This window comes from Egibacteraceae bacterium (assembly GCA_035540635.1).
Classification (GTDB): Bacteria; Actinomycetota; Nitriliruptoria; order Euzebyales; family Egibacteraceae; genus DATLGH01.
In genome coordinates this window covers 1-24,663 of record DATLGH010000051.1, presented here as the reverse complement: position 1 = coordinate 24,663, position 24,663 = coordinate 1, and the positions used below count along the sequence as shown (strand labels likewise).

General features: G+C 70.3%; 17 protein-coding genes. 3 read left to right on the top strand and 14 right to left on the bottom strand.

Annotated elements, in window-relative coordinates; all coding sequences use genetic code 11:
- On the top strand, positions 1–286 hold a 286-nt coding region (locus tag VM324_09015), incomplete at its 5' end, for a carboxypeptidase-like regulatory domain-containing protein (protein HVL99415.1).
- A gap of 342 nt (positions 287–628) precedes the next feature.
- Here the strand turns inward: VM324_09015 and VM324_09010 are convergent.
- The gene (locus tag VM324_09010; protein HVL99414.1) at positions 629–2,407 is read right to left on the bottom strand and encodes a hypothetical protein; all 1,779 of its coding nucleotides are present in this window, start codon (positions 2,405–2,407) and stop codon (positions 629–631) included.
- Positions 2,408–3,202: 795 nt separating this feature from the next.
- On the opposite strand from VM324_09010, the gene VM324_09005 reads away from it, so the two are divergent.
- The gene (locus tag VM324_09005) at positions 3,203–3,601 is read left to right on the top strand and encodes a type II toxin-antitoxin system VapC family toxin (protein ID HVL99413.1); all 399 of its coding nucleotides are present in this window, start codon (positions 3,203–3,205) and stop codon (positions 3,599–3,601) included.
- 358 nt (positions 3,602–3,959) lie between these two features.
- On the opposite strand, the gene VM324_09000 is transcribed toward VM324_09005, so the two are convergent.
- The 9 genes from VM324_09000 to VM324_08960 form a co-directional block, all read right to left on the bottom strand.
- Positions 3,960–5,357, bottom strand: coding sequence for a peroxidase family protein (locus VM324_09000; GenBank protein HVL99412.1), 1,398 nt, complete (start codon positions 5,355–5,357; stop codon positions 3,960–3,962).
- Between the two features lie 325 nt (positions 5,358–5,682).
- Entirely contained in the window at positions 5,683–6,012 is a 330-nt protein-coding gene (locus tag VM324_08995) for a hypothetical protein (protein HVL99411.1), read from the bottom strand.
- Between the two features lie 209 nt (positions 6,013–6,221).
- A complete protein-coding gene (locus tag VM324_08990; GenBank protein HVL99410.1) occupies positions 6,222–7,187 on the bottom strand; it encodes a hypothetical protein in 966 nt (321 codons plus the stop codon).
- A gap of 23 nt (positions 7,188–7,210) precedes the next feature.
- Positions 7,211–8,908 carry an ABC transporter substrate-binding protein gene (locus VM324_08985; protein HVL99409.1) on the bottom strand — a complete coding sequence of 566 codons (1,698 nt, stop codon included), beginning with the start codon at positions 8,906–8,908 and terminating at the stop codon, positions 7,211–7,213.
- Positions 8,887–10,662, bottom strand: a complete 1,776-nt coding sequence (locus tag VM324_08980) for an ABC transporter ATP-binding protein (GenBank protein ID HVL99408.1) — start codon at positions 10,660–10,662, stop codon at positions 8,887–8,889. Before VM324_08980 ends, VM324_08985 begins: the two co-directional genes overlap by 22 nt.
- Entirely contained in the window at positions 10,659–11,504 is an 846-nt protein-coding gene (locus VM324_08975; protein HVL99407.1) for an ABC transporter permease, read from the bottom strand. The genes VM324_08980 and VM324_08975 overlap by 4 nt, the downstream gene beginning before the upstream one ends.
- Entirely contained in the window at positions 11,501–12,568 is a 1,068-nt protein-coding gene (locus tag VM324_08970; GenBank protein ID HVL99406.1) for an ABC transporter permease, read from the bottom strand. The genes VM324_08975 and VM324_08970 overlap by 4 nt, the downstream gene beginning before the upstream one ends.
- Positions 12,565–15,072 carry a glycosyltransferase family 2 protein gene (locus VM324_08965; GenBank protein ID HVL99405.1) on the bottom strand — a complete coding sequence of 836 codons (2,508 nt, stop codon included), beginning with the start codon at positions 15,070–15,072 and terminating at the stop codon, positions 12,565–12,567. The genes VM324_08970 and VM324_08965 overlap by 4 nt, the downstream gene beginning before the upstream one ends.
- Before the next feature lie 138 nt (positions 15,073–15,210).
- Positions 15,211–17,079, bottom strand: a complete 1,869-nt coding sequence (locus VM324_08960; protein ID HVL99404.1) for a hypothetical protein — start codon at positions 17,077–17,079, stop codon at positions 15,211–15,213.
- 581 nt (positions 17,080–17,660) lie between these two features.
- Here VM324_08960 and VM324_08955 point away from each other — a divergent pair.
- Positions 17,661–18,827 carry a choice-of-anchor P family protein gene (locus tag VM324_08955; protein ID HVL99403.1) on the top strand — a complete coding sequence of 389 codons (1,167 nt, stop codon included), beginning with the start codon at positions 17,661–17,663 and terminating at the stop codon, positions 18,825–18,827.
- A gap of 581 nt (positions 18,828–19,408) precedes the next feature.
- Here the strand turns inward: VM324_08955 and VM324_08950 are convergent.
- The 4 genes from VM324_08950 to VM324_08935 all read right to left on the bottom strand — a co-directional run.
- On the bottom strand, positions 19,409–19,777 hold the full coding sequence (locus VM324_08950) for a GtrA family protein (GenBank protein HVL99402.1): 369 nt from the start codon (positions 19,775–19,777) through the stop codon (positions 19,409–19,411).
- Between the two features lie 59 nt (positions 19,778–19,836).
- Positions 19,837–21,975, bottom strand: coding sequence for a 6-pyruvoyl-tetrahydropterin synthase-related protein (locus VM324_08945; protein HVL99401.1), 2,139 nt, complete (start codon positions 21,973–21,975; stop codon positions 19,837–19,839).
- A gap of 86 nt (positions 21,976–22,061) precedes the next feature.
- The gene (locus tag VM324_08940) at positions 22,062–23,450 is read right to left on the bottom strand and encodes a DUF2079 domain-containing protein (GenBank protein HVL99400.1); all 1,389 of its coding nucleotides are present in this window, start codon (positions 23,448–23,450) and stop codon (positions 22,062–22,064) included.
- 233 nt (positions 23,451–23,683) lie between these two features.
- A partial coding sequence (locus VM324_08935) for a carboxypeptidase-like regulatory domain-containing protein (GenBank protein HVL99399.1) occupies positions 23,684–24,663 on the bottom strand: 980 nt, incomplete at its 5' end.

The window sequence follows — 24,663 nt, the reverse complement described above, 5'->3', positions numbered from 1 at the left end:
CACCGTCGCACCCGACGGCACCTACAGGCTGCAGGGCCTGCAGCCCGGCAGCTACACCGTGACGGTCGACGCCGAGGGCTTCCAGCAGGCCTCGCGGGTTGTCCAGGTCCAACACGCCCAGGCCACCACCGCCGACTTCGCGCTGCGGCGCGACCCGCCGCCGCCACCCCAAAATCCGCAGACCCGTCAGGACTGCATGGGAGGCGGCTGGCAACAGTACGGCTTCCGCAACCAGGGCCAGTGCATCCGCTACGTCAACACCGGGCAAGACAGCCGCCCGTCGTAAGTCCCATGGGCCGCGGTCCGGAGAGGAGCACGCGACCACCCCGCGCGCAACGGCGGCATGGGTCCCCGCGTCGATGCCCCTGTCGTCGTGTGTTCCTGCGTCATGTCGGCTCCCGTCGCATGGCGCCGCGATCCCGCCGCCGCGGCGGGTCGCTGTGCCCGACGAGGCACGGATCTGCCCACCGTTGGCGGAGCGAAGCAGCTCAGCGCCTCGGAGGGCAGCCGGGCGTCGCGCAGCCGCAAGCGGGCCAGCGTCCGTCTGTCCCGTCGGCGCAGGGTGTCGCGCCGGCGCGGCGCAAGCCGTCGTGGGTGGCCAAGCAAGCAAGAGGGGCAGAACGCACGTTCAGCGGCGACGACGGGCGCCGGCGATCAGCGGCGTGGAGCGCAGGTTGACCGCGTCGTCCTCGTCGCTGACGTAGAAGAACCGGCCTTGCTCGTCGGCGGCGATGCCCTCGATCCGGGGATGGTCGGGGAACTCCCGGATGGCGGAGCAGGTGCCGTCCCCGCTGCGCACGGCCGCCAGCGACCCGGCGAAGTGCGTGTTGACCGTCTGCTTGCCTTCAGGGTAGTCGTCGAGGATGACGCTGCCCTTGCCGGCGCTGTCGAGGTTGCCGGTCACCACGTGGAGCTCGTCACCGAGCAGGCACAGGTCGCGAACGCCGGCGAGGGATCCTTGCCGCCCGATGGCGTCGAGCGGCCACACGCCGGCGACCTCCGGCCAGCCCCCTCCGTCGAACATGCGCGTCCATCCCTCGAGGGCGACGAGCAGCGGGCGCCCGTCCGCCGCGACGGGGAACCGCAGCCCGAGCAGGAGCAGCCCGTCGCCGGTGACCTCGGCACCTTCGATGTTCACCGTCCAGTCCCCTTCACACACGCGGCCGTGCTCGGCGGTCCCTTCAAGGCCGGCGACCGTGGCGGCGACGAACGCGCGCCGCGACGCGTCCCGCAGCTCGACGAGCTGCGTCCCGCAGGAGCGCAGGGCGTCGTTGAGGAGACGGTGCAACCGGAAGCCGTTGTTCACCACCTCGGCCGGCGCACGCGTCGCGCCCCTGCCGCGCACGTCGACGTCACGTTCCCGGAACCGCGCCACCCACTGCTCGCGCGCTCGGATCGGTCCCTCCTTGCCGCCGTGATGGGACCCGAACAGGTACACCGAGCCCTCGTGGAAGGCGAGCGCCTCCGCGTCGTCGGCCTTACCGCCGCTCCCGTACCGCTCGAGGCGCACCTTCCGCGCCTGCCATCCCTGGTCGAGCGGCGCGCCGGCGCGGTGACCGATCATGGCCACGCACTCGGCGACGTCGACCTCGTCGAGCACGGACCAGAAGCCGCGGTCCCAACCGGCCCCGGCGAGCAGCTCGGGATCATGTATCCGCAGCAGCCCCGACGCCTCGTTCGGCGCAAGGTCGAGGACTGCCAGGGTCGTCGAGTCGCCGGAGACCATGGCGGTGATTGTCACCTGTCGAGGCGACCGCAACCGCACTGGCTGGAGCATCCCCACCGACAGTCCGACCCACGGCCTGCTGCCAGGGGTGAGCGACCGGTAGCGCTCGACGGCCGCGAGCCTGGGCACGAAGTCCTCGCCGTAGGCCGCGAACAGCGGCTGCATCTGGCTCGCGTGTGCGCGCAGCGCCGCGACCCTTGCGGTCGAGCAGCTCGGGATCGAGGAGGTGCTCGACGTCGCCGGACTGACCACCCAGCTGTGGGAACCGGGGCAGAAGATGCGGAACACGTCGAACGCCATGGTCCTCACCGCCGTCCGGGCCGGCCGGGTGGGCGCCAGCTGCGACAGCTGGTAGGGCACCGACAGGACGAGTCGTGCGGCAAAGGGACCGCGGCGAGCAGCAATCGTCAACGCCTTGGTCGCCGGCCCCGCCCCTTCGAGATGTTCTGGACTTGTCAGCAGTCCCAGCCCGGATCCGATGAGCAAATGGTCGATGCGCTCACGGACACGGGCGGCCACGTACAGCGCTGACCGACGAGCAGGTCCGCCACGCGCGAAGGAAGCCGAGTCGTACTCGGGGTCTTCGTGCGGGCAGGGCGGCGGTACGTCTACGACTTCGGCGACGACTGACATCACCGGGTGCGCCGGGAGGCCGTTGTCGAGCTCGATGAGCGGTTCCACCGCGGCTTGGTCGGCGGCGCCCGGGCGTTCCCACCTGAGGACTGCGGGGGCATCCCGGCTACGAGCAGTGCGTCGCGGTCGCCCGTGGACAGCAGCCCGAGGAGGAGTGGGTCGACGTCGACCAGCTGCGCACCTGGATGGGCGACTGGGACCCTGAGCGCTTCGACGCCGCCGCCACCCGCGCGGTATTCGACCGCCTCGACGCGCCGTCGTGCGTGCCTCCCCTTACAGCCCGCGCCGCTTCGCGCGGCCGCCCCGCCGACGCCCTGACCGACGACGAGGGCCCGCCCGCCGACGAGTTCGCCGCCGCGGCGGCCGCCAGCGCACTCCTGGCCCGGCTCGCCCCGTTCACCACCTCGGCCGGCGACGGCCGCAGGCTGACAACCACCGGCAAGCTCACCCTGGCCGACGGCAAGCAGCTCGTCACCTGCTCGGCACCGGCGACCGCGTCGGCCCGCGCATTGGCGAGCGGGTCTTCGAGACGAAGACCACCGTCGAGCTGCGCGGGGTCGACTCCGCCTACCGGCTGGCCCGCAGCGCCGGTTCGTCAAGGTGCGCAAGGGCGTCCTCTCGGCGACCAGGCGCGGCCCGACGCTCGCGACGACCCGCTGGCCGTCACCGCGCACACGGCATCGAGGGCGAGCAGGGCGGCCAGGGCGCGCTCACGCCCCTGGTGCGGCCGGCGCGTCGGCCAGCTGGTCGCGGGCGGCAGGACGTCCACGACGAAGGCGTCTTCCGCGTCCCTGACGACTTCGACGTGCCCCTGCCCGAGGAGCTGCTGCGCGCGTTCGAGTCGTGAGGTTGCTCGTCGACACGCATGTGTGGCTCTGGCTGCAGGCGGAGCCGGGACGCATCGACGAGGGGATGCTCGACCTGCTCGCCGACGCCGGCAACGACGTGCTCCTGTCGGCTGCCAGCGCCTGGGAGATCGCCATCAAGTATACGGTCGGCCGGCTGCCCCTCCCCGAGCCGCCCGCAGGGTACGTGCCGAGCCGCATGGGGGTGAGCGGGACCGCCGGCCTGCCGGTCACCCACGAGCACGCCCTGGGCGTCGCCGACCTGCCGCCGCACCACCGCGACCCCTTCGACCGGCTGCTCGTCGCGCAGGCGCGCCTTGAGGGGCTGGAGATCATGACCGCCGATCACGCCTTCGCCGCCTATGACGTACCGGTGCGCTGGGCTCGACCGCTCTGACCCGCTGCCCGGAGCCGTCGCATCGCTTCCCCGGTCAGGGACGGGTCAGCCCGTCAGGATGCGCCCGACTGTACGGTTCATGGTTCACGCCACGAGTAGCCCCCGGCACATCCAGCGGCCCGATCACGCTGAACATGGGAGTCGGGGCTCCGCGCAGCGCGGCAACTAGTTGCCCACCGGGGCAACGAAATGTGCCCAGCCCAACCCTGCGACCGTCAGGCAGCACCAAGACGTCGATGTCGGCTGGCTCTCGCATCACATCGTCCCTGGCTCCGCGCAGGAGGGCGGCGGGCAGTGCCTCGACGGACCTACGGTCGACGGGTGAGCATGCGCATGCTGCGGCCGGCCATCAAGCCCGCTACTCCCCCCGCGACGCCGGGTCCACTCCGGCGAACGCGAGGAAGTCCGTCATGGTGAACTGCCCGGTCACCGCGCCGCTGCGCTGCGGCAGCGTCGGGCGCCAGCCAGGCCGGGCAAGAAAGCCGTCCGGGTCGAGCTCGAGCAGCCCGATGAGGACCTCGCCGACGATACGGCCACCCACCGGGCCGAGGTGCACCCCGTCCTCCATGACCTCCGCCTCCCGCAGCACGTAGTAGAAGAGGGGCGTGCTCGACTCGAGGCCCAGCCCGTAGAGGCGCAGCTCGGAGAAGGCCGAGGACGGCAGGACCGGCGCACCCATCGCCCGTGCGACCGCCTGCCCGGAGGGCAGCATCCAGGTCACGTGCCGTAGGAGCGTCCGCTGCGGCAGCACGGTGGGGGCGTCGCCGGACGCGATGGCGAACAGCGGGAGGTTGAACAGCGGTGTCGACAGCTTCATGTCGATGCGCTTGCTCCGCCGGACTTCGCCGTCGCCGAAGTCGAAGAAGGTCTGCCAGCCGACGAAGCGCCGAGGGGCCCGACACCCCCCGATGAGGTCGTCGGGGTCGGGAGAGGGCGCCAGTGTCGGATCGAAGATGAAGCCGAAGAACGCGGGCCCGTGCGCGCCGCCGAGGTTGGCCCGGTAGGAGGGGCGGACCAGGCTGTGTCCCATCCGGTAGGCGCCGGCCTGGAACTCCACGGGGATGAACGCTCCGGCGGACGGGCGGTAGTAGGACCGGCCCCCGGAAAGGATCTCCTTCGTCATCGCCTGACCGATGAACGTCGGGACAATCTCGTGGAGGACCAGCCACTGGAAGTGCCAGGTCGTGAGCTGACGGGCGGCCGCGAACACCTCGGCGGTGTCGGCAGTGCCCTCGTCACGGATGCGATCGACGCAGCGGTTGTGGAACAGCATCACCGCGCAGTGCAGGCCGGCGAGCATGATGCTCTGGTCGTTGCGGGGGTCGGCGATGATCGCCGCTCCCTCGGCGGTGCGGGGCAGATCCTCGAACCGGCCGCCGCCCTCGACGCGCAGCTTGGCCCGGTCAGCCGCGTCGTAGAGGTGCGGTGACGTCACCGGCCCGCCGCCGTACACCGACTCTAGGTCGAGCCGCGCGGCCCGGGCGTTCGCCACACTCTCCGGCGCGGTCGGCCGCCCGAGGCGGGACTGCACGTCGAAGGTGATGTCGTGGTCGATGAACTGCCCGACGAACGTGGTGCCTGCGGTGGCCGAGAGGTTGTCCCTGTTGTTGATCGACTGCGCCGGGTCGACGATGAGCGCGACCGGCCCGGCCGCGAGGTGGTCACGCGCGTCGAGCAGCCCGCCCGGCTTCCCTATGTCGGTGAGCGCCTCGGTGAGCCGAGGCGACGGGGAGGCGAAGGACGGCAGCCGGAACATGCGCCCGAACCGCCCGCTCGGCGGGCTTTGCGCCGCCGGGGAGGCGGCGTACGCCGCGCGCGTCCCCGTCCCTCCAACCGTCGCACCCGAGGTGGTTGCGGCCAGTCCCGCGGCCCCGACCCCCAAGGCGCGAAGCAGGTCGCGCCGTGAGACGCGCCCGCTCGCCCCTCCCCCGTGACCCGTCATCACTATTCCTCCTCGTCAATGGTGTCGCTGTTCGGCGACCCGGACGCGCGGGCTCCCCGACGCCCGCGCGCGGAAGTCCGACTCGTGCCAGTGACCCGGCCCTGCTCATGAACCGCTCCCGCCTCCCCCGCCGATTGCCTCAGGGGCTTCCCTCGATTCCTCCAGCCGGCGCGATGAGCGCCGAGGCGGTGTAGCGGTCGAGGAAACGGGTGACCAGGCGGGCAGGCTCGGCGAGGGCCTGGGAGCGCACCGCGAGCCACTGCCGGCCTGCCGCCGACAGCGCGAACCGGGCGGCGGGCCTTCCGTCCGGCTCGTTCGTGCGGGACACCAGGTCACCGTCGAGGAGGCGCTGCAGCGTGCTGTCCATGCCGACCGCCTGGCCGCGGAAGCCGAAGGCGGCGACGAGCTCCCGCAGCTCCTCGGTACCCCGCGGGCCGGCCTGCAACATCAGGAGCACGCAGGGGATCACGGAGCTGCTCTGCCCATCGAGCAACTCGCCGCCCACAGGCGCGTACCCGCCACCGTCCATGGTCGCCAGCATCGCGCAAGAACCCGCAGCCAGGCATCCGTAGGATCTACCTATATCTGGCGTCCCACTCCGGCATCCTCAGGCGTCCCCCTCGGCCGTGCAGGCGCCTTCGCACGCTGCCGTGGGACCGTCCGAGAAATAACTGTCGCTCATTCGGCTCCCGGAGCTGCGCGCCTCCTCCGCGCGAGCACGAACGCCACAACGATCGCGATCACGATGAGGGCGCCCGCGACGAGCACGCCGGTCGGCGCACCGCCGCCCTCGTCAGCGGTTGGCGACGTCGCGACCTCGTCGGGGGCCGTCGTGGTCGTGGTCGGAGGCACCGTGGTCGTCGTGGTCGTCGTGGTCGTGGTGGTCGTGTCGGTGGTCGTCGTCCCCGTGGGCGTGCCTTCCGCGCCGCAGACGGACTGGCCGATGATGAGGTCGCCCACCGCGATGTCGCCGAGCAGGTACACGTGCACGGCGTTGACGGTCAGAGAGCCGTCGGGATTGGTGACCTGCTCGTTGAAGACGATGCGGAAGCGGTCGCCGACATGGTCGATGGTGCCCTCGACGGTGAACCCCGGGTCGGGGTTGTCGGGGACCGCCTGGGTTTCCACCGGCTCCTGCGTCTGAGGGTCGTAGCGGGTCTCGACGACGCCGCCGGTGACGGTCGTCGTGCCGGCCAAGCCCCCCTCGTCAAGCGTGCAGCTGCTGGTGACCGTGTCGTACAGCAGGGGGCCCGGCCGCTGCGCCGGGTCGGGGGCGGCCTGCACGGTGGCCGAGCTGCGCACCGACCCCACCTCGCCGAGCGCCCCTTCGGTGTGCACCTCGATCCGTCCTGAGCGGAGGAGCACCGCAGGGCCATAGACCGCCTGAGCGGCGTCGATCGACGCGACCTGCGGGCTGTTGGCGGCGTCGCCGGCGAGCGTCACCGTGGGTTCCGGTCCCCGCTCGCTCGGCGGCCCGCCGAAGAGGCTGACGTTCGAGTAGTAGCCGTAGGCGCTGCCCGTGACGGCCGTGACCTGGGCCACGGCGCGCGTCGTGCCGAAGGAGAACCAGGTCGCAGCGACGGCGAGGAAGGCGGCGACCAGGCCGACGAAGACGCGACGTGATGCCCTCGCTACATGTGCCATGACGTTTCCTCCCACCGCGGTGATCAGCTTCCCGCCCGACGGGGCGTTTCCAGCCCGGTCTTCTTGCCGGTGACGAAGGCGTGCTTGTTGTAGGCGTCGGGGATCCCGGGACCGAACCCGCCTTCGGTGTAGTACCACCCGTCGAAGACGTCCTGACGGAAGACGAAGAACATCGTCGTGTAATAGAGGATGGTCAGCGGTAGGTCCCGCGCGACGGTCCGCTGGATGTCGCCGACGACCTCGCGGCGCTCGGAGTCGTCGAGGATCGTGCGCTGCCGGTCGAGGAGCTCGTCGAGCTCGGAGTTGTCGTACCCGGCGGCGGCGTAGAGCTGGTTGGGTGGGTTCGAGTGGTAGACGGGACGCAGGATGTCGGGGTCGGAGTTCGGCGTCGTCCCCACGGGGCCGGGATACAGCGAGATGAGCAGGTCGTAGGTGCCCTGGGTCTTGATGCCGAACAGCCGCACGAGGTCGACCATCTGCTGGTCGAGCTCCACGCCGACCTCGGCGAGGTTGGCGGCGATGAGCTCCGGTAGTGCGGGCGGGACGCTGTCGTGCACGAACAGGGTGAACCGCAGGGGCGCTCCGTCCGGGGATTGGCGCAGCCCGCTCGGGCTCGTTCGCGCGTAACCCGCTTCGTCGAGGAGCGCGTTGGCCGCTTCCCGATCGTAGGCGTACTGGTCGACCTCAACGTGGTAGGGGTGGCCGGGAGGAAGGAATCCAGGGTTGCCGACCGTGCCGTTGCCCGTCAGCAGCCGACGGACGATGTCCTCGCGATCGATGGCCATGAGGCACGCCTGGCGGAAGCGGACGTCGGCCAGCGCGCCCCCCCGTTCGAGGTTCCAGAACAGCGGGAAGGCGAACGCGGTCTCGTGCTCGAGGACACCGAAGGCTGGATCGCTCCGGAACGGGTCGATGACGTCGTTCCGCACGCCTTCCACCGGCGCCTGGCCGCCGTCGAGCTGCCCGGCGCGCACGGCCACGAGCTCGTCGTCGACCGTGATCATCTCGATGCGCCGCACGAACGGTGGGCCGAGGAAGTAGTCGTCGTTGGCGTCGAAGGCGAGGCGGCCCTGCGGCAGGTCTCGGGCCACGAGCCGGTAGGGGCCGGTGCCCACGAGCGTGTCGTCGCCGGAGGCGGCTTGCGGGTTGTCGATCTGTGACCACACGTGTTCGGGGATGATGGGAACCGAGCCGAGCACCGCCTTCTCGAAGGTGACGTCCGGCTGCTCCAGGCGGATCTGCACCGTGCGCTCCCCCGCCTGGGTCACCTCGGCGACGCCGTGAGGGGCGGCGATCGCCAGGGGGGAGAGAACCTGCGAGCCGAAGTAGTCGAAGGTGAAGACGACGTCGCGGGGCGTCAGCGGCCTGCCGTCGTGCCAGGTGGCGTCACGCAGCTGGAGCGTGTGCACGAGCCCGTCCTCCGACCTCTCGTGGCCCGAGGCCAGCCAGGGCAACTGTTCACCCGTCGAGTCTGCCCACAGCAGGGTGTCGAACAGGTAGCTCATCCGCCAGTAGCCGGGCGCGGCGATGTACGCGAAGGGGGTAGGCAAGCCGAACTGCCCGCCCTGCATGCGGATGGTCGGCCCGCCTGCAGCGCCCCCCCGGGCGCCGCCCGTGCCGTTGCGGGTGCATGCGCTCAGCACCGCCGCACCGAGCGCCCCCGCCGCCCCACGCAGGAACGCCCGCCTGCCGAGGAGCTTCACCTGCTGTCGCTCGGCCACTCGGCCACCCTTTCGCCGACCGCTTGCTCCTGCCCGCTGGCGTCCGCCCCTATGGAGAAGGTCGGCGCCCACTTCAGCAGGGACATGCCCGTCGCGCTGGCCGGTACGGTCGATACGACGTTGGACGGTCCCTCCTCGACCACCCTGCCGGCGTCGAGGATGACCATGCGGTCGGTGACCTTGCGGACCACGGCGAGGTCATGGGAGATGATGACGAGGCCGAGGCCCATCTCCGTCTGCCGCTCGCGAAGCACGACGAGCAGCCGCGCCTGCTCGGAGGCGTCGAGCATGGCGGTCGGCTCGTCGGCCACGAGCACCTTCGGCTTGATGACGAGGGCGCGCGCCAGGGCGACCCGCTGCAGCTGGCCCCCCGACAGCTCGTGCGTGCGCGCCCCGAGGAATTCCCCCGAGGTGGGCAGGCCGACGCCGTCGAGCGCCTCCTCCACGGCGACCAGGCGCTCTTTGGGCCCCGGAGGGTCGTCGGCGAACAGCAACGGCTCGGCGACGAGCTCGGCAACCGGCAGCCGGGGGGAGAGCGCATCCCACGGGTCCTGCATGACGAGCTGGATTCTCCGGCGCAGCCGGCGGGCGTCCTTGCGCCACGACGCCGTCACCACCTCCTCCTCGAGCCACACCTCGCCGCCGTCGGGGTCGAGGTGACCGGTGACCATGCGGGCGAGGGTCGATTTGCCGCTGCCCGACGGCCCGACGAGACCGATGGACTCTCCTTCCTGCAGGGTGAACGAGACGCCGCGAACGGCGCGGACCCGGCGGCGGCCGTCGACGAACGTCTTGTGCACGCCGACCGCGGCCAGCAGCGTCTTCACGCCGCCGAAGTGGCAGGCGACCTGCCGGCCCCGCGATTCACGGAGGTCGGCGTGCTCCTCCCAGCAGATCGGCTCAACCTGCGTGCATCGGGGGTGGAACGGGCAGCCGGGGGGGACCGCGCGGGGATCGGGACCGTGGCCGCGGATGGGGCGGAGGTCCTTCGTGGTGCTCATGACGGGGAAGGTGTTGACAAGCGCCCAGCTGTAGGGGTGCGCCGGCGACTGGAGCACCCGACGCGTCGCCCCGTACTCCATCGCCTCACCGGCGTAGAGCACCATGGTGCGGTCCGCCATACGGGTGGCGTCGGGCAGGTCGTGCGACACGACGACGAGGGCGAAGCCGTGGGAGGAGGTCAGCCCGGCGATGTGCGCGACGAGGTCGTGGCGCGTCGCGGGGTCGAGGCCCGCCGTGGGCTCGTCGAGCACCACGAGGTCCGGCTCCAGCACGAGCGCCATCGCGAGGTAGGCGCGGCGGCGCTCACCACCCGACAGCTGGTGCGGGTAGCGGCCCATGAGCGCCGGGTCGAGCGACACCTGCTCGGCCAGCGCCTCGACCCGGCGCCGTGCGGCGGAGCGCGACATGCCGCGCCGGTCGCGCAGCGGTTCGGCGACCTGGTCCCCGACGGTCGCGACGGGGTTGAACGGGGCGTTCTGGAGGCAGAGAGCGACGCGGTCCCACCGCAGCGTCCGCAGCAGGTCGCCCGTGGCGCCGAGGAGCTCCTGGCCGTCGACGCGCACGCTGCCACCGGCGTCGGGGGGCTGGATGAGTCCTGCGAGGCTCATGGCCAGGGTCGACTTGCCCGACCCGCTCTCGCCGACGACGGCGAGGGACTCCCCCCGGTCGAGGCTGAAGCTCACACCGCGGAGGGCGTGGACGTCGCCCCCATAGGCCACCCTGAGGTCCGACACGTCGAGGAGGGCGCTCACGCGAACCTCGTCCAGCGGGGGTTGAACCGGGGCTCGAGCCCGACGCCGATGAAGGTGAATCCCAGCACGGCCACCGTGATCGCCAGCCCTGCGGGCAGCAGCCACCACACCCACATCGAGGTGACGTAGATCGCCTGGTGGCGGAGTGCCCGCTCGAGGATGGCTCCCCAGCTGGCGGTGGTCGGGTCGCCCAGGCCGATGAAGGCGAGCCCGGCCTCGATCGTGACCGCGAGCCCGGCCATGAACGCGAGGTTGGCCGCGATGATCGGTCCGAGCGCGGGCAGCAGATGGCGGCGCATGACGAACAGCGGGTCAGCGCCGTACCCTCGGGCGGCGTGCACGAAGCCCCGGTTGCGCAGGCTCAGTGTCTGGCTGCGGACGACCCGAGCGACCTGCGGCCAGCCGAGGAGGCCGATGCTCACGATCGCGACCGTGCGGCTGGGGCCGGCCATCGAGGCGATGAAGATGAGCAGCGGGATGGCCGGGATGGCGAGCACGACGTCGGCCGAGCGCATGACGAGGGTTTCCACAACCCCGCCCCGCAGTCCGGCGACGAGGCCCAGCAGGACACCGATGGCCAGGACGAGCGCGGTGGCGCTCGCTGCCACCACCAGGGTGGAGCGCGCACCCCAGACGAGCTCGGAGAAGATGTCGGCGCCCGCGTCGTTCGTGCCGAGCAGGTGGCGGGACGACGGTTCCTCGAGGGCGTTGCCGACGATCGCCTTCGGGTCGAACGGAGCGATGTAGGGCGCAAGGACCGCGACGGTCGCCAGCACCGTCACGACGACCACGCCCACGGCGAGCAGCGGCGAGCGCCGCACCTCGGTCAGCAAGCGGCTCATGCTGCCGTCCTCGGGTCGAGACGCCGGTAGAGGAGGTCCACGACGAGGTTGGCGGTGACGACCATGACGGTCAGGACGAGGAAGGCCCCCTGCATGGCCGGGTAGTCACGGACGAACACGGCGTTGAACATGTAGAGGCCGAGGCCCGGGTAGGCGAAGATCTGCTCGATGAAGATGGCGCTCGTGACGGCGAGGCTGAACTGCATACCGATGACGGTGATCACCGGCAGGAGCGCGTTGCGGCCGGCATAGGCGTACTGCAGCCGGCGTTTCCGCAGTCCCTTCGCCCGACCGCCGAGCAGGTAGTCGGCCCCGAGCTCGCTGACCATGGCCGAACGCATCACGAGATACTGGAACGCGGCGAACTGCAGGGCCATGAGCAGAACGGGCAGCGCGAGATGGTGCCCGACGTCGAGGACGGTGGCGAGGGGCCCGTAGTCGGCGAACGGGGTGCTCGCGCCGCCGAGAGGGAACAGCCTGAGCCTGGCGGCGAAAACCAGGAGCACCATCGCGCCGACGAAGTAGATCGGCAGGTTCTGCACCGACAGGAAGAACCCGAGGAGGCCGCGGTCGACTCGCCGGCCGCGTTTCCACGCCGAGTGGATGCCTGCGGGTAGTCCGATGGCGATCGACAGGATCATCGCGAGCGTGATCAGCAGCAGTGTCCAGGGCAGGCGCTCACGAAGGTCGTGGCTCACCGGACGGTTGAAGTGGATGGAGTGGCCGAGGTCGCCGGTGGCGAGGTTCGCGAGGTAGCTCAGGTACTGGCGGGGAAGCGGTGCGTCGAGGTTGTAGTAGCGGGCGAGCTCCTCCCTCACAGCGTCGTCGGCGACGTAGTTCGGCGAGCCTTGAGCGAGCAGCGCGTCGATGGGGTCCCCGGGCATGAGCCGGGGCACCGCGAAGTTCAGCGTGACGAGCACGAGCACCGTGAGGGCGTAGGACAGGATCGGGGCCCAACGTGTCCTTCGGCCCTCGAACGCCTCCTGCACCACCTCGGTTTGGCCTGCCTCCTCCTCGGACGCGTCGGGCAGCGGTCCGGTGGTTCGGTGTGCGGTCCGGCTCACGGGGCGACCACCGCAGCCTGCACGACCGGGCTTGCCCCCCCGCTCGTCCACAGCACGACCGGCGCTCCTGCCGTGGTGCTCAAGGCCGTGGGGAAGGCGGCACCGTGCGGGATGGCGGCGGGGGACGCCGCGGTCAGGGGCGGCTGCCATCCGTGCACAGGGTCACGCACCGCGATCTGCACACCGGGCGCGGGCCGGACGCGGTCCGTCTGGAAGAACAGGTACACGACTCGGGAGGAGCGATCGACGGTGAGCGAGGGGAAGTCGATCTCCTCGATGGTTTCGGCATCGACGGCGGTCTCGCCCCCGCTCCATTGCCCCGCGGGGCTGCGGGTGAAGTAGGTGAGCGCGAAGGACGTGCTGTCGCGGAGGACCAGATGCGCGGTCCCGCCGGCGTCGAGCGCCACCGCGGCGGCGCCGATGCCGGCCTCGGTGGGGACGCGCTCTTCTTGTCCCCACGTCAGCGTGCCGTCACCAGCGGCGGGCAGACCGCGCGCGAACCAGCCGATGGGGGCGTCGCCTCGCCGGTAGGTCGCCACGACCGGCGAGCCGGGGCCGGCGGCAACGTTGACGAGGACGGGCATGTCCGTGCCCCGCGGGGCCAGGCGGTCCGCGGCGACTACCTGCATGCTGCCGTCGGCTTCACCGACCGCGGCCCAGCGCGGGGACTGACCTGTCGGAGCCTCCTCGACCCAGACGACGTGGGCGAGGTCCGCCGCCTCGTCGTAGGCGATGTCGACGTAGGGGGTCTGCGTCGCAGCATCGAGCTCGACGGAGGCGTTCGGCGTCCACTGCCCGTCATGCTCCTCGACAACCGCGTAGTGGACTCCTGAGCCGTCGCTGAACGCGACGTGCAGGCGGTCGGCGTCGTCGAGGGCGGCGCTGGTCGAGACGGCGGGAATGCCGGGGAGCACCTCGGGTTCGTGCCAGGCCCGTCCGTAGTTGCGGTGGTCCTCCACCACGGAAAGGCCCTGGTCAGTGCCATAGACCGCGAGCAACCTCCCGTCTGAGGTGCGAAGGACACGGTCCTGGCCGATCCACTGGTTGTGGGTGGCCGCTGCGGGGACTCCCATGGCGACGTCGCGCACCGCGGTTTGGGTGGGGGGCGCGTCAGCGGTCCTGTCGACCTGGTCGCGGACGACCACCGCGAGCACGGCTATGCCTGCGAGGAGCATCACCACCCCCGCGACGCGGGTGGCGGGCTTCAGCCAGCCGGGCCGGTCCCGCGATCGCAGCTCGTCGGGGACTTCCAGGGGCACGGTCCCGTCCCCGTCGAGCCTGTAGACGCCCGCGAGCTGGCCTCCGAGCTCGACGATGAGCTCCTCCCAGGTCGCTGGGTCGGGCGGGGTGCGAAGGAGCACGACCGCCTCCAGGCGCCGGTTGAGCGCGGGCCGCTTCGTGCCGGCGAGGTCGAAGAACGCGGCGTGTCCGTCGGCGACTGTCGATTCCGCGGATGAGGAGGGTCTCGCCGTACCAACGAGCTGCGCCGGGCTCAGCTGCGCCAAGCGGTCGAGCTCGTCGGCGATCTCCGAGCCGGTGCCGACGCTCGCACGGTCGAGCAGCACCGCAACGACGGTCACGCCGGCCTCGTCGAGCGCCACGAAGCTGTCCTCGCTGCCGGTGACGGCCACCGCCCCGTGGCGGAGCACGAACAGGCGCCGGCCGGGGAGGACGTCGTCGCTCAACATGCCGGATGCCTCGCAGCGCCGTTCACGCCGCTCATCCTCGTCGGGCTCGTCTGGCGGTCCCAGCCGCTGCGACGCGCGCAGGCGCCGGCGCATCATCACGAGCCCCCAGACCGTCCGGGGAACGCGCGTGAGCATCGCGGACCGGGAGTGGCGCATCTCGGCGGTTCGGATCGGGAGCTCGACGATCTCAAGGCCGCGCTTCTCGGCCAGTGCGACGAGCTCGGTGTCGAACAGGTCCTTTGTCGCCTGGACGTCGGGTATCAGGGGCTCGACGGCCCCGCGCCGAAACACCTTCATCCCGTGCGTCTCGGAGACCTGCAGGCTAAGCAGGCCACGGACGAGAAACCCGAACACCCGAGACGCCACCCGGCGCACCAGCGTGCGGGTGTCGTCCGAACCGGTGATGCCCTTGGCGGCGATGACGATGTCGCCGTCGGCCACGAGCGCCCGCCGGACGAACTCCATGTCGTAGTAGTCGGCGTCGAAGTTGACGATGAAGGCCCCGCTGGCCGCCCGGAAGCCCTCACGCATCGCTGCCCCGTAGTCGGCGACGTCAGACTCGAGGACGACCACCTCGCCGTAGCGGTCGGCGAGCTCCCGGGCGACCGCGCGCGTGCCGTCGCTGCTGCCGTTCTCCGAGACGATCACCTCGAAGGAGGGGACGTTGTCGTCTTGTCGCAGTGCCTGCACGACCGCAGCGACCGTCTCGGCGAGGATGGCCTCCTCGTTGTAGACGGGGATCACCACCGACAGGGTCACGCCGGCGTCCTCGACGGCGGCCGCGCCGCTCGCCTCCTCCCGGCGAGGCTTCCCCATCGTGCCCGTATCCCCGGGTTGCTCCAACAGGTGCCCCGTGTTCGCCCCCTCGCCCACCGTCAGGCTGCGGCCCGTGCCGTGACAGCCCGGGCCGCCCTGACATGAACGAGCCGGAGGTGCGTGGTCAGCACCTCCGACCTACCGGCGTCGAGCGTCGACTGCGCCACGGCGGCGTCCCGACCGCAGCGCCAGCGTGCCCATGAGCAACAGGCCCAGCCCGAGCACCGCAAGCGGCAGAGGGTCGCTGCCGGTGCGCGCCAGCTGGCCCCTGCCCCCCGCGCCGGCGCCCGCCGCGGCGGCGCCCCGGCCAGTGCCGGCGTCGCCGCGTGAGACGGTGCCGGAGCCGTCGCGGGCTGCGGCACCCATCGCGCAATGCGACTGGCCGATGACGAGCTCACCGACGGCCGTCGGTCCGAGGAGGTGCATGTGGACGGCGTTGACCGTTATCGAGCCGTCGCCGTTCCGGATCTGTTCGTTGAACACGATCCGGAAGCTGTCGCCCACATGGTCGATGGTGCCCTCGACGGTGTGCCCGGGGGGCGGGTTGGCCGGCACCTGCTGCGTGTCGACCGCTGCCTGCGTGCTCGGGTCGTAGCGGGTCTCAACGACGCCACCCGTGATCGTCGTTGCGGCGGTGACGCCGTCCGCGTCGACGGTGCAGGTGCTGCCCACGCCGTCGTAGAGGAACGGCCCCGGCCGCTGGTCCGCGGCGGCACCCTGGATGTTCGACGAACTCGTCACGTAGCCTGACGTGTCCGACGATGCCTGCTGCGCCCGCATGCCTCGACTGCTGGCTTCGGCGCCGCCGGTGGCGCCCTCGGTGTGCAGTTCTATCCGTCCTGACCGGAACAGCACCGCGGGTCCGTAGACCGCCTCCCCCGACGCCACTGAGGCGTTCTGCGGACTGTTGGAGGCGTCGGCGGCCAGCTCGACGAGCGGTTCGGGTCCCCGCGCGACGGCGGGTCCGCCGAACAGGCCCACTTCGGAGAAGAAGCCGAACGCCCGTCCCGCCAACTCCACCGTCTCTTCCGCGCCTCCCGTCAAGTCGTCCGGAAGCACACCGCCCCCTTCAGGGGGAACGGTAGGATCAGTCGGCGTTGTGTCCGTCGGCGTGGTCGGTGTTGTCGGCACCGTGGTGGTGCCCGGCACCGTCGTGGTCGTCGCCCCCGGCACCGTCGTCGTGGTCGTTGCCCCCGGCACCGTGGTGGTCGTGGTGCGTGGCACGGTCGTCGTGGTCGTCGCTCCGGGCACCGTCGTCGTGGTGGGGGCGGTTGTCGCCCCCGCGCCACACACGGACTGGCCGATGATGAGCTCACCGGTCAGGGTCGGTCCCAGGTAGTAGGCGTGGACTGCGTTGACCGTGAGCGACCCGTCGGGGTTGCGAACCTGCTCGTTGAACACGAATCGGAAGTTGTCTCGTAGGTTGTTGGGCAAGTGGAGGTGACCCTCGACGGTATGGTTCGCCGGAGGGCTGGCGGGAATCTGCACGGCGCCCTCGTCGTGGTCGGTGGCCTGGGCGTGCGTGAGCAACGTGCCGTTCGTGATGGTGGTCCCGCCGGTCACGCTCTGCTCCGACGCGGTGCAGGTGCTCTGGACGCGGTCGGCGTCGAAGACCTCGCTGCCACCCCGGTTGACGTTGGCGACGTCACTCGAGCTCGTCACGGACCCGTTGGCCCCTACACTGCCTGCGGTGCGTACGGTGATCGCCCCGGAGCTGAAGAGCGTGGCGGGGCCGATGGCCACGTCTCCTTGCGCTGCCGTGGCTTCCTGAGGACTGTTGGCAGCGTCCGCAGCCAGGGTGACCGTCGGTCGTGGCCCCTGTGGAGCCTGAGGGCTGTCGAAGAGCACGAGGTTGTAGGCGTGGTACCCGTAGGCGCTGCCCGTCACGGTGCTCACGTCGGCCGCGGCAGGCACGAGGCCGACCCCGAACAGGCTTCCGGCCACCACCAGCAGGGCGACCGCGAGAACGACGGGCGTCCGGGATGTCCGGACCGAGACGACTGCCATGTGGCGTTCCTCCGTACGAGCGATGCATGACCATACCTACAGGGGTCCCGCTGGACACACGTCGCCGGGCATCCTAGGGGGTGGACAACGTTCCGTCACTATGTGCGTCGAACACTGTGCGCTTCTCCACAGTAGCCGCGAGGCTGTCACATCGGACCACTGAAAATTGGCTCGACAGGCAAGACGAGACGAATGCCCTGTCGGACCCGTCGGCTTCTGCCCGCGAGATAATACCGTCCAATCGCCACCCCTGCCTCGCGGCCTGTGGACGGCCCGTTAGCGGCGGGTGCGAAGATGTTCTTTGCGCAGGCAAGGGCCGCGTCACCGGCGCGTAGGCCCGCTTGGCAGCGCGAACCTCATTGGTGTATTTCCACGGTGCTCGAACACCAGCCCTTCTCGTGGCGGTCGGCCGTGGCGCACTTGCGCGGTGGCGCTTCTTTATGAGATAGTGCCCCCTGCAGTCTGCACGCCTCGCCAGGTGCAATCAGCACGGGGGCCGCAAAAAGGGGACGCACGTGGTGGACAAGGGTCAATCGAATCTCCATGGGTCGCGTGCGGTGGCCTTGGCTGTAGCGTTGGCCATGGCGCTGAGCGTCCTCGTCTTGGCGCTCCCCACGAGCTCGCGCGCCGACCACGCCGAGGTCACGGCGGTGCGGGGCAGCGCCTTCGGCTACCACGCCTTCGATCTCATGCTCGGCACCTCGCCGCAGCCCGAGGTGGGGCCGACGCCGACGGTGACGCTGGCGCCCGACGCCTCCAACAGCCCCCAGACCGCCACGCAGCAACAGGGAGCTGCCTTCGCCGGTCCGGCGACCCTGTTCACCTCGGGGCCCATCACCGTCACGACCGCGGGCGCCCTGGGTCCGGCGGGATTCGTGACGAGTACCGCCGACGTCGAGGACGTCAACCGGGGTGGCAGTGAGGTCTTCGACGCCGACCGCGTGCAGAGCACCTGCACCGCCAGGGAGACCGGCGTGACCGGCACGACGACGATCACCAACGGGACGGTGCGCACGGAAGCGCAGCACCCGAGCGGCAACGAGGGGGTCGTGACGATACCGGAAAACCCGCCGCCCGGCTACACGGTTACGGGCAATCTCTACATCGGCCAAACAGTGGAGAGGTTCCGCTACGTCTTCAACGAGCAGGTCCTGAACCCCGACGGGTCCCTGACCGTCAATGCCGTGCACGCCCACTTCCTCGGGCCCTTCGCCAGGGGTGAGCTGATCATCGGCCAGGTCGTCTGCGGCGTCACGGCCACGGTCACCACCACGACCACGACAACCACCACCACGACTACAGTTCCGACCACCACGACTACAGTCCCGACCACCACGACAATCCCGACCACTACCACCACGGTCCCGACCACCACGACAATCCCGACAACTACCACCACGGTCCCCACCACGACGACAATCCCGACCACTACCACTACGGTCCCCACCACCACGACGGTGCCGACCACTACCACTACGGTCCCCACCACCACGACGGTGCCGACCACCACCACCACGGTCCCCACCACCACGACGGTGCCGACCACCACGACCACGGTCCCCACCACCACCACGGTGCCGACCACTACCACCACGGTCCCCACCACCACGACCACGGTCCCGACCGATCCGGACGACGACCCCCAGACCAAGCAGGACTGCAAGGACGGCGAGTGGCGCGAGTACGGGTTCCGGAACCAGGGACAGTGCATCCGCTTCGTCAACACCGGTAAGGACAGCCGCCCATAAGGGAAGTCGGGCGGGCGCTTGGGCGTGGGGTTCCCAGGCGCCTCTGACCGTCGGCAGTCCCTCCCGCCTCGCCGTAGTAGCCTGATATGAACCCCTTTGGCGCTATGCGAGTAGGGGCGGGCAATGGGCCGTGCGACGGCGTTGGCTGTCGCCGTTGGCCATGGCGCTGAGCGTCCTCGTCTTGGCGCTCCCCGTGACCTCGGCGCGCCGACCACGCCGAGGTCACGGCGTCCTCGGCATCGTCCGAGGCTTCGCCGACGGCACCTACCGGGTGAGGAGCGGTTTGGCGACGTGCCGGCAGTTCGGCGCACGACTCCGCCATTCACCAACTGGCGCGGCCGGCATCGTGCAACGTGGAGCTGCCGGACTGCCGGTCAGCAGCGACGGGACCGGTCTACCGCTGCGCCGTGACCAGGTAGCGGGGGCTTCGCCGATGGCACCTATCGCCCGGGCGCAGACATCCGGCGCGACCAGTTTGCGTCATTGGTCGTCCGTCTCGTCACCCATCGCCGCGGCGGGTAGTTGAGCGGCCCACCAACCACCCCAGGGAGCGGATGTACGGGGGTCGGTGACGGATCCGCCTACTCCGGGGGTCGAGCCGGGTAGACCCACCGTCCGAAGGCCAGGAACTTGAACAGCCAGGTGGCCACGCCGGCGCCGAGCTTGGCGAGGTTGAGGAACAGCGGCGAGTCGACTGCGGCCCAGGCTGCCAGCGCGACCGCGGTGTTGTTGAGGACCAGACCCGCGACGTTGAACGCGACGAACAGCGCGACCTCTTGGCTGCGCCTGTCTCGGCCGCCTCCCGCGAAGGTCAACCGCTTGTTGAGGGCGTAGCTCGCGAGCACGCCGGCGCCGTACGAGACGGTGTTGGCCGCGACCACCGGCAGGGCTCTCGAGAAGACGAGCAGGTTGAAGAGCCCGAAGTCGAGCAAGGTGGTGATGACGCTCACGGCGCCGAACGTCGCCACCCGCCTGAGCCGAACGCTCAGGAGGGTCCGAGCCGTCATTCTCAGACCCGTATCCTCTCGCGTGTCCACCGCCGCAGGGGTGGCACCGTGAGGAACGTCAGTGCGAGGAAGGTGCCGGCAAGCCCGAGCCATTCCGCCCACGTCCGTTCGTAGTGCAGGCGGACGTCCCGCTGGGTCGGTACGACCATCATCATCGAGGGCGACGCGAGGTAGGGGCCGAGCGCGCCGTCGACCCGCCAGTTCGGGAAGTACGACGTCTTCACCCAGTGCGGTCGGCCGATCGCGTCGGTCGTGAAGGTGATTTCGTCGTTCGCCACTCGGGCGGGCAACGACCTCCCGCCGCCGTCGATGGTGCGACGCGGAAGGGGGCTGCGGAACGCGGCGACGCGCTCCCAGTCCTCCGGGCCGTCGCGCACGAGGGGCACCTCGAGCTCGCTCATGGTCGAGAACCAGGACAGGTTGGCTTCCGTCCAGTCGCCGTCTTCGAGTACGAGCGGCTCGTACTCGGGGATGACGACCTGTCCAGGCGAGTCGACCGTGAAGATGGAGAACCTGTCGACGTCAGCGATCCTGTCGAGGCCGACCGTCCGGGACGCCGCTTCACGCGCCTGCTCGCTGTACGAAAGGAAGTAGTCGACGTCGAAGATCTGCATGTGCCGCAACCCCCGCTCCATGTCGAACTCCCCGTACGGCAGCAGCGGGATGGGGTTGGATGGGCGCTCGGCCACCGCCGCGGCCATGAGGAAATGGAACGGTGTCGTCATGCTCGACTCGAAGTAGATGCCCTCCATCACGGGACGCCCTGACCAGTAGGGGATGGACATCGGCGCGACCGGGGTGCCGAACTCGACCAGGTCGGGTGAGGGCTCCCACATCATGCGTCCGTAGGGAAGTCGTGAGATCCGCTCCGTCAACGCCTCGAACGTGGGGTAGGCGGCCATAGCCTCGTAGCCCGAGTAGTTGTGCCGGATCCAGTCGTCGATGTAGCTCGTGCCCTTGTCGCGCAGGATCCCCCCCAACGTCGCGGCGCTGATGCCCACCACCATGGCCACGGCCGTCAGGCCGGCGCGGCGCCTCCACGCGAACCGCGCCACCGTCGGGATGACCGTCCCCACCACGTAGGCGGTCCCGAGAAAGGCGCCGAGGTACCAGAAGGGCAGGAACCGCCCGTTCCAGACCTTGCCCTGGAAGAGGCCCTCGGGCGACACGAGGAAGTAGAACGCCGCCCCGACAGCGGCGGGCCCGAGGAAGAGCAGGACACGCCCGTCCCTCCGCAGCGCAGCCACGACGACCGCGACGACGGCGCCGGAGAGAGCTACCCGGAGGTCTGCGGGGAACAACGGCTCCCACCCCTCGAGGGGGAACCAGTGCATGTCTGCGGAGTACCCCAGCCGGGCGAGGAACGGAACGGACCAGAAGGCGGTCACGAGGAAGGCAAGTCCGAACACACTGCCGAGCCGCAGCACGCCGCTCCTCACACCGTGGCGGCGCACAGCCCAGAAGGCGAGAAGGGGCGCGGACAGGACGACCATCATCACGGGCACAAGGTGGCTCAGCGCGGCGACTGCGAGGGCAACCGCAGCGAGCAGGGGCCGGCCGTCGTCTGCCGTCGCGACGCGGTAGGCGAGCCCGAGGAAGACGAAGGCCATGCCGAGGCTCAACGAGAAGGAGTACTCGCCCGCCAGGGTGCTCGGGATGTTGCCCCCGTAGATCTGGAAGCTGTCCATGAAGAGGAAACCGAGTGACAGCACGGCTCCGACGATGGGGGTGGGGAAGCGAAACCGCAGCAGCCGGAAGAACAGGTACACCGAGACGGGGAAGAAGAAGACGCCGAGGACCGTCCCGAGCTTGAAGGCGACCTCGTACGGGATGATGTAGGCGAGCAGCGCCTGCACGGTGAGAACGAACGGGAAGTAGAAGTGCATCGCTGGGAAGCCCGCGAACCAGTCCTGTGACCAGCCGGAGACGAGTCCGCGCGGCAGGAGGTGCGTCTTCAGGTACCACGGCATGTAGATGTGCGCGCCGGTGTCCCCACCGGTTGTGGTGGTCTGCGACAGCAACAGCCCTGGGCGGAAGAAGATGAGCAGGACGACCGCGATGGCGATGAACACCGCCAGCTCGGCAGCGACCCGCATCCTGTCCGGCAGGAACGCGGGACGCTCGCGAACAAGGCGTCGCACCTGTGCCCTGCCGATGGTCACACGCCGCTCGGGATGCCTAGCCGGAGCGGTCTCGGCAGGTGGCGCCGCGCTGGGGTGCACACCGGTCATCGGCGAGGCTCCCGCGAGCGCCTCAGGAGCTCGACCCCCTCTGACGCGAACATCCTGACGAACTCCTTTTCCTCCAGGCGTCTGATGATCGGGCCGCCATGGGGATCGTTGCGGTCAGCGGTGGTGATGAGAAGGTAGTCGATGTCGTCGGCGAACGGGAGCCGGGCGCCTTCCGACGTCCAGTCGCCCCAGTTGGCGGCCCGCCACGGGTTGGGGAACTCATAGATCTGTCGCCGATGGGTGAGGTGGGGGACGTACCGGTGGGAGGCGGAGACGGCGGCCTCGGCGGGGACCATGCTCATCGCCTCCCGCGCGGCCACTGCGTGCGGGGTGCCCGGGTCGGCGACCGGAACGTCATGCCGGCCAATCGGCCCCCAGAGGTAGGCGGCGGTCACGGCGGAGGCGGCCATGAGGACGGCAAGGACTCCGCGGACCCGCGTGGAGCGGAACCGGGCGATGCCCACGATCGCGCTCACGACGAGGACGGGCACGATCAAGGTGGAGTAGTGGTAGCGGAGCTGATGCTGGTACGGAAAGCTGCTGAGAAGGTTCACGAGAAGGGGCCCCGCGGCAACGAGGAGCACGGCAGGGGCCAGGAGCGAGAGCAGGGCGAAGGATGCGAGCAGCTGCCACAGGTACCACCGCCTTTCGGGACCGAGCGCGAGGGCCGCGATCTCCCACGGCCGCCTGACGAGTGTCTCGGTGAACCCTCCGAGCCCTCCGAAGTGGCCCGTGAGCCGCGACCCGTAGAGCCCGCCCGCGTCGTTGAAGGCCGGGATGAGGACGAGCAAAGCGACGAGAAGCCATCCCAGCGACAGCACGGCCGTCGCCAGGCCGACGTCGCGCCGGTGGAGCCAGGCGACGTAGACCCCGAGGGCGAAGGTCAGCAGCGCCACGTCTTCTTTCACGAGGAGCAGAGCGCCGACGCTCGCAGCGAACCACCACCAGCTGCGGGTGTAGACGAAGTAGAAGGCGCAGAGGACGAGAGGGATCTCGAAGGAGTCCGGGTGGAAGTTCTCGAAGTTCGTCCAGGCTACGGCGGGGTGGGCGAGATAGGCCAGAGCGCACGCAAAGGCGCACCACTCCGACCGCAGCTTGTGCCTCGCGATGAGGAAGGCCGGGATGGCGCCGGCGCCGAGGGCGACGGACTGGGCGCCGAGGAGCACCGCCGGCGAGGGGAAGACCCAGTAGAGGGGAACGAGCCCGAGGAGGAGGAAGGAGGTGTGGTCACCGAAGAGATGCAGCCCCCGGACGGTGACGAACGGCGTCGCGAAGCGGCTGAGGAGCCACACTCCTTGATCGAAGATGCCGATGTCGAAGCCGAAGGTGCCGAAGCCGTGGTGGTTCCGGATCGTCAGGTAGGCCAGGCACAGGATGTAGGCCACCGTCACGCCGACCAGGCCGGCGCGCGCGGCCGCGCTTTCCTCGACCGGCCGGTGATCGGGCTGTCGGTCCCGGGCACGGCGTCTGCGCAGAGCCCGGCGCGCCGCCTTCAGTCGCGAACGTGCCAGGAGCGACCAGTGCAGCCGTTCGGAGCCTGGCGTCGCGGGTCGCGATGGCTCGTGCGGCAGGGGGCCCCTGGGGAGCCCCCCTGCCACGCCGGGTCGTCGCGGGTCTTCTACGGGCGATTGTCTATGCCGGTGTAGACGAACCAGATGCACTCGGCGAGGTTGTGGAATCCGTACTTTCGCCAGCCGCCGACGAGGCAGTCAAACCCCGTTCGCGGACCGTCTTGACGGCTGTCCTCTCCGGTCCTGACGAACCGGATGCACTCACCCTGGTTCCGGAACCCGTAGTCGCGCCAGCCACCGTTCCTGCAGTCCTGTTCCGTCTGAGGATTCTGCGGGCGGCTGTCCTGTCCGGTCCTGACGAACCGGATGCACTGGCCCTGGTTCCTGAACCCGTACTCGCGCCAGCCACCGTCCCTGCAGTCCTCCACAGTCTGAGGATCACCTCGCGGGGGCCTGGCGGCCCTCAGGGCGAAGTGCGCCGTCGTGGTCTCACCTGCAGTGACCGTGACGGTTCGCGACGCCTGCGTGTAGCCGTCCGCCGTGACCGTCACCGTGTAGGTCGCCGGCGGCAGATCCGCGATCGTGTACCGACCACTGGCGTCGGTGGTCGCCGATCGGCCGTCCGCGGTCACCGTCGCCCCGACGATGACCGCACCGGTGTTCGCGTCGATCACCAGTCCGGCGATCGCGCCCCGACGCGGGGGCTCACGCTGCAGCTGCACGGTCACGGTCGTGGTCTCACCAGCGGTCACCGTGGCCGTCTCGGACGCCTGCAGGTAGCCCGGCGCGGTGACCGTCACCGTGTAGGTCGCCGGCGCCAGCTCACCGATCACGAAGCTGCCACCGGCATCCGTCGTGGCCGTGCGACCATCCGCGGTCACCGTCGCGCCACCAACCCCCGCGCCCGTAGCCGCATCGACCACCTGACCGGCGATCGCGCCGGGCCGCGGACCGCGCACGCACGGCTGGTTGACCGTGCCGAAGTCGTTGTCGCGCCAGTCGTTGTTGTCGCAGTTGGGGTTGAGGTCGGCACCGTCGAACCGGGCGTTTCCGTGACCGGAGTTGCGGTGCAGCGTGTTGTTGACCG

Bases quoted from the DNA above. Each gene is read 5' to 3' on its own strand.
- VM324_08955 (HVL99403.1), top strand. From the start codon at position 17,661: ATGGCGCTGAGCGTCCTCGTCTTGGCGCTCCCCACGAGCTCGCGCGCC.
- VM324_08975 (HVL99407.1), bottom strand. From the start codon at position 11,504: ATGAGCCGCTTGCTGACCGAGGTGCGGCGCTCGCCGCTGCTCGCCGTG.
- VM324_08960 (HVL99404.1), bottom strand. From the start codon at position 17,079: ATGGCAGTCGTCTCGGTCCGGACATCCCGGACGCCCGTCGTTCTCGCG.
- VM324_08990 (HVL99410.1), bottom strand. From the start codon at position 7,187: ATGGCACATGTAGCGAGGGCATCACGTCGCGTCTTCGTCGGCCTGGTC.
- VM324_08965 (HVL99405.1), bottom strand. From the start codon at position 15,072: ATGGGGAAGCCTCGCCGGGAGGAGGCGAGCGGCGCGGCCGCCGTCGAG.
- VM324_09000 (HVL99412.1), bottom strand. From the start codon at position 5,357: ATGTTCCGGCTGCCGTCCTTCGCCTCCCCGTCGCCTCGGCTCACCGAG.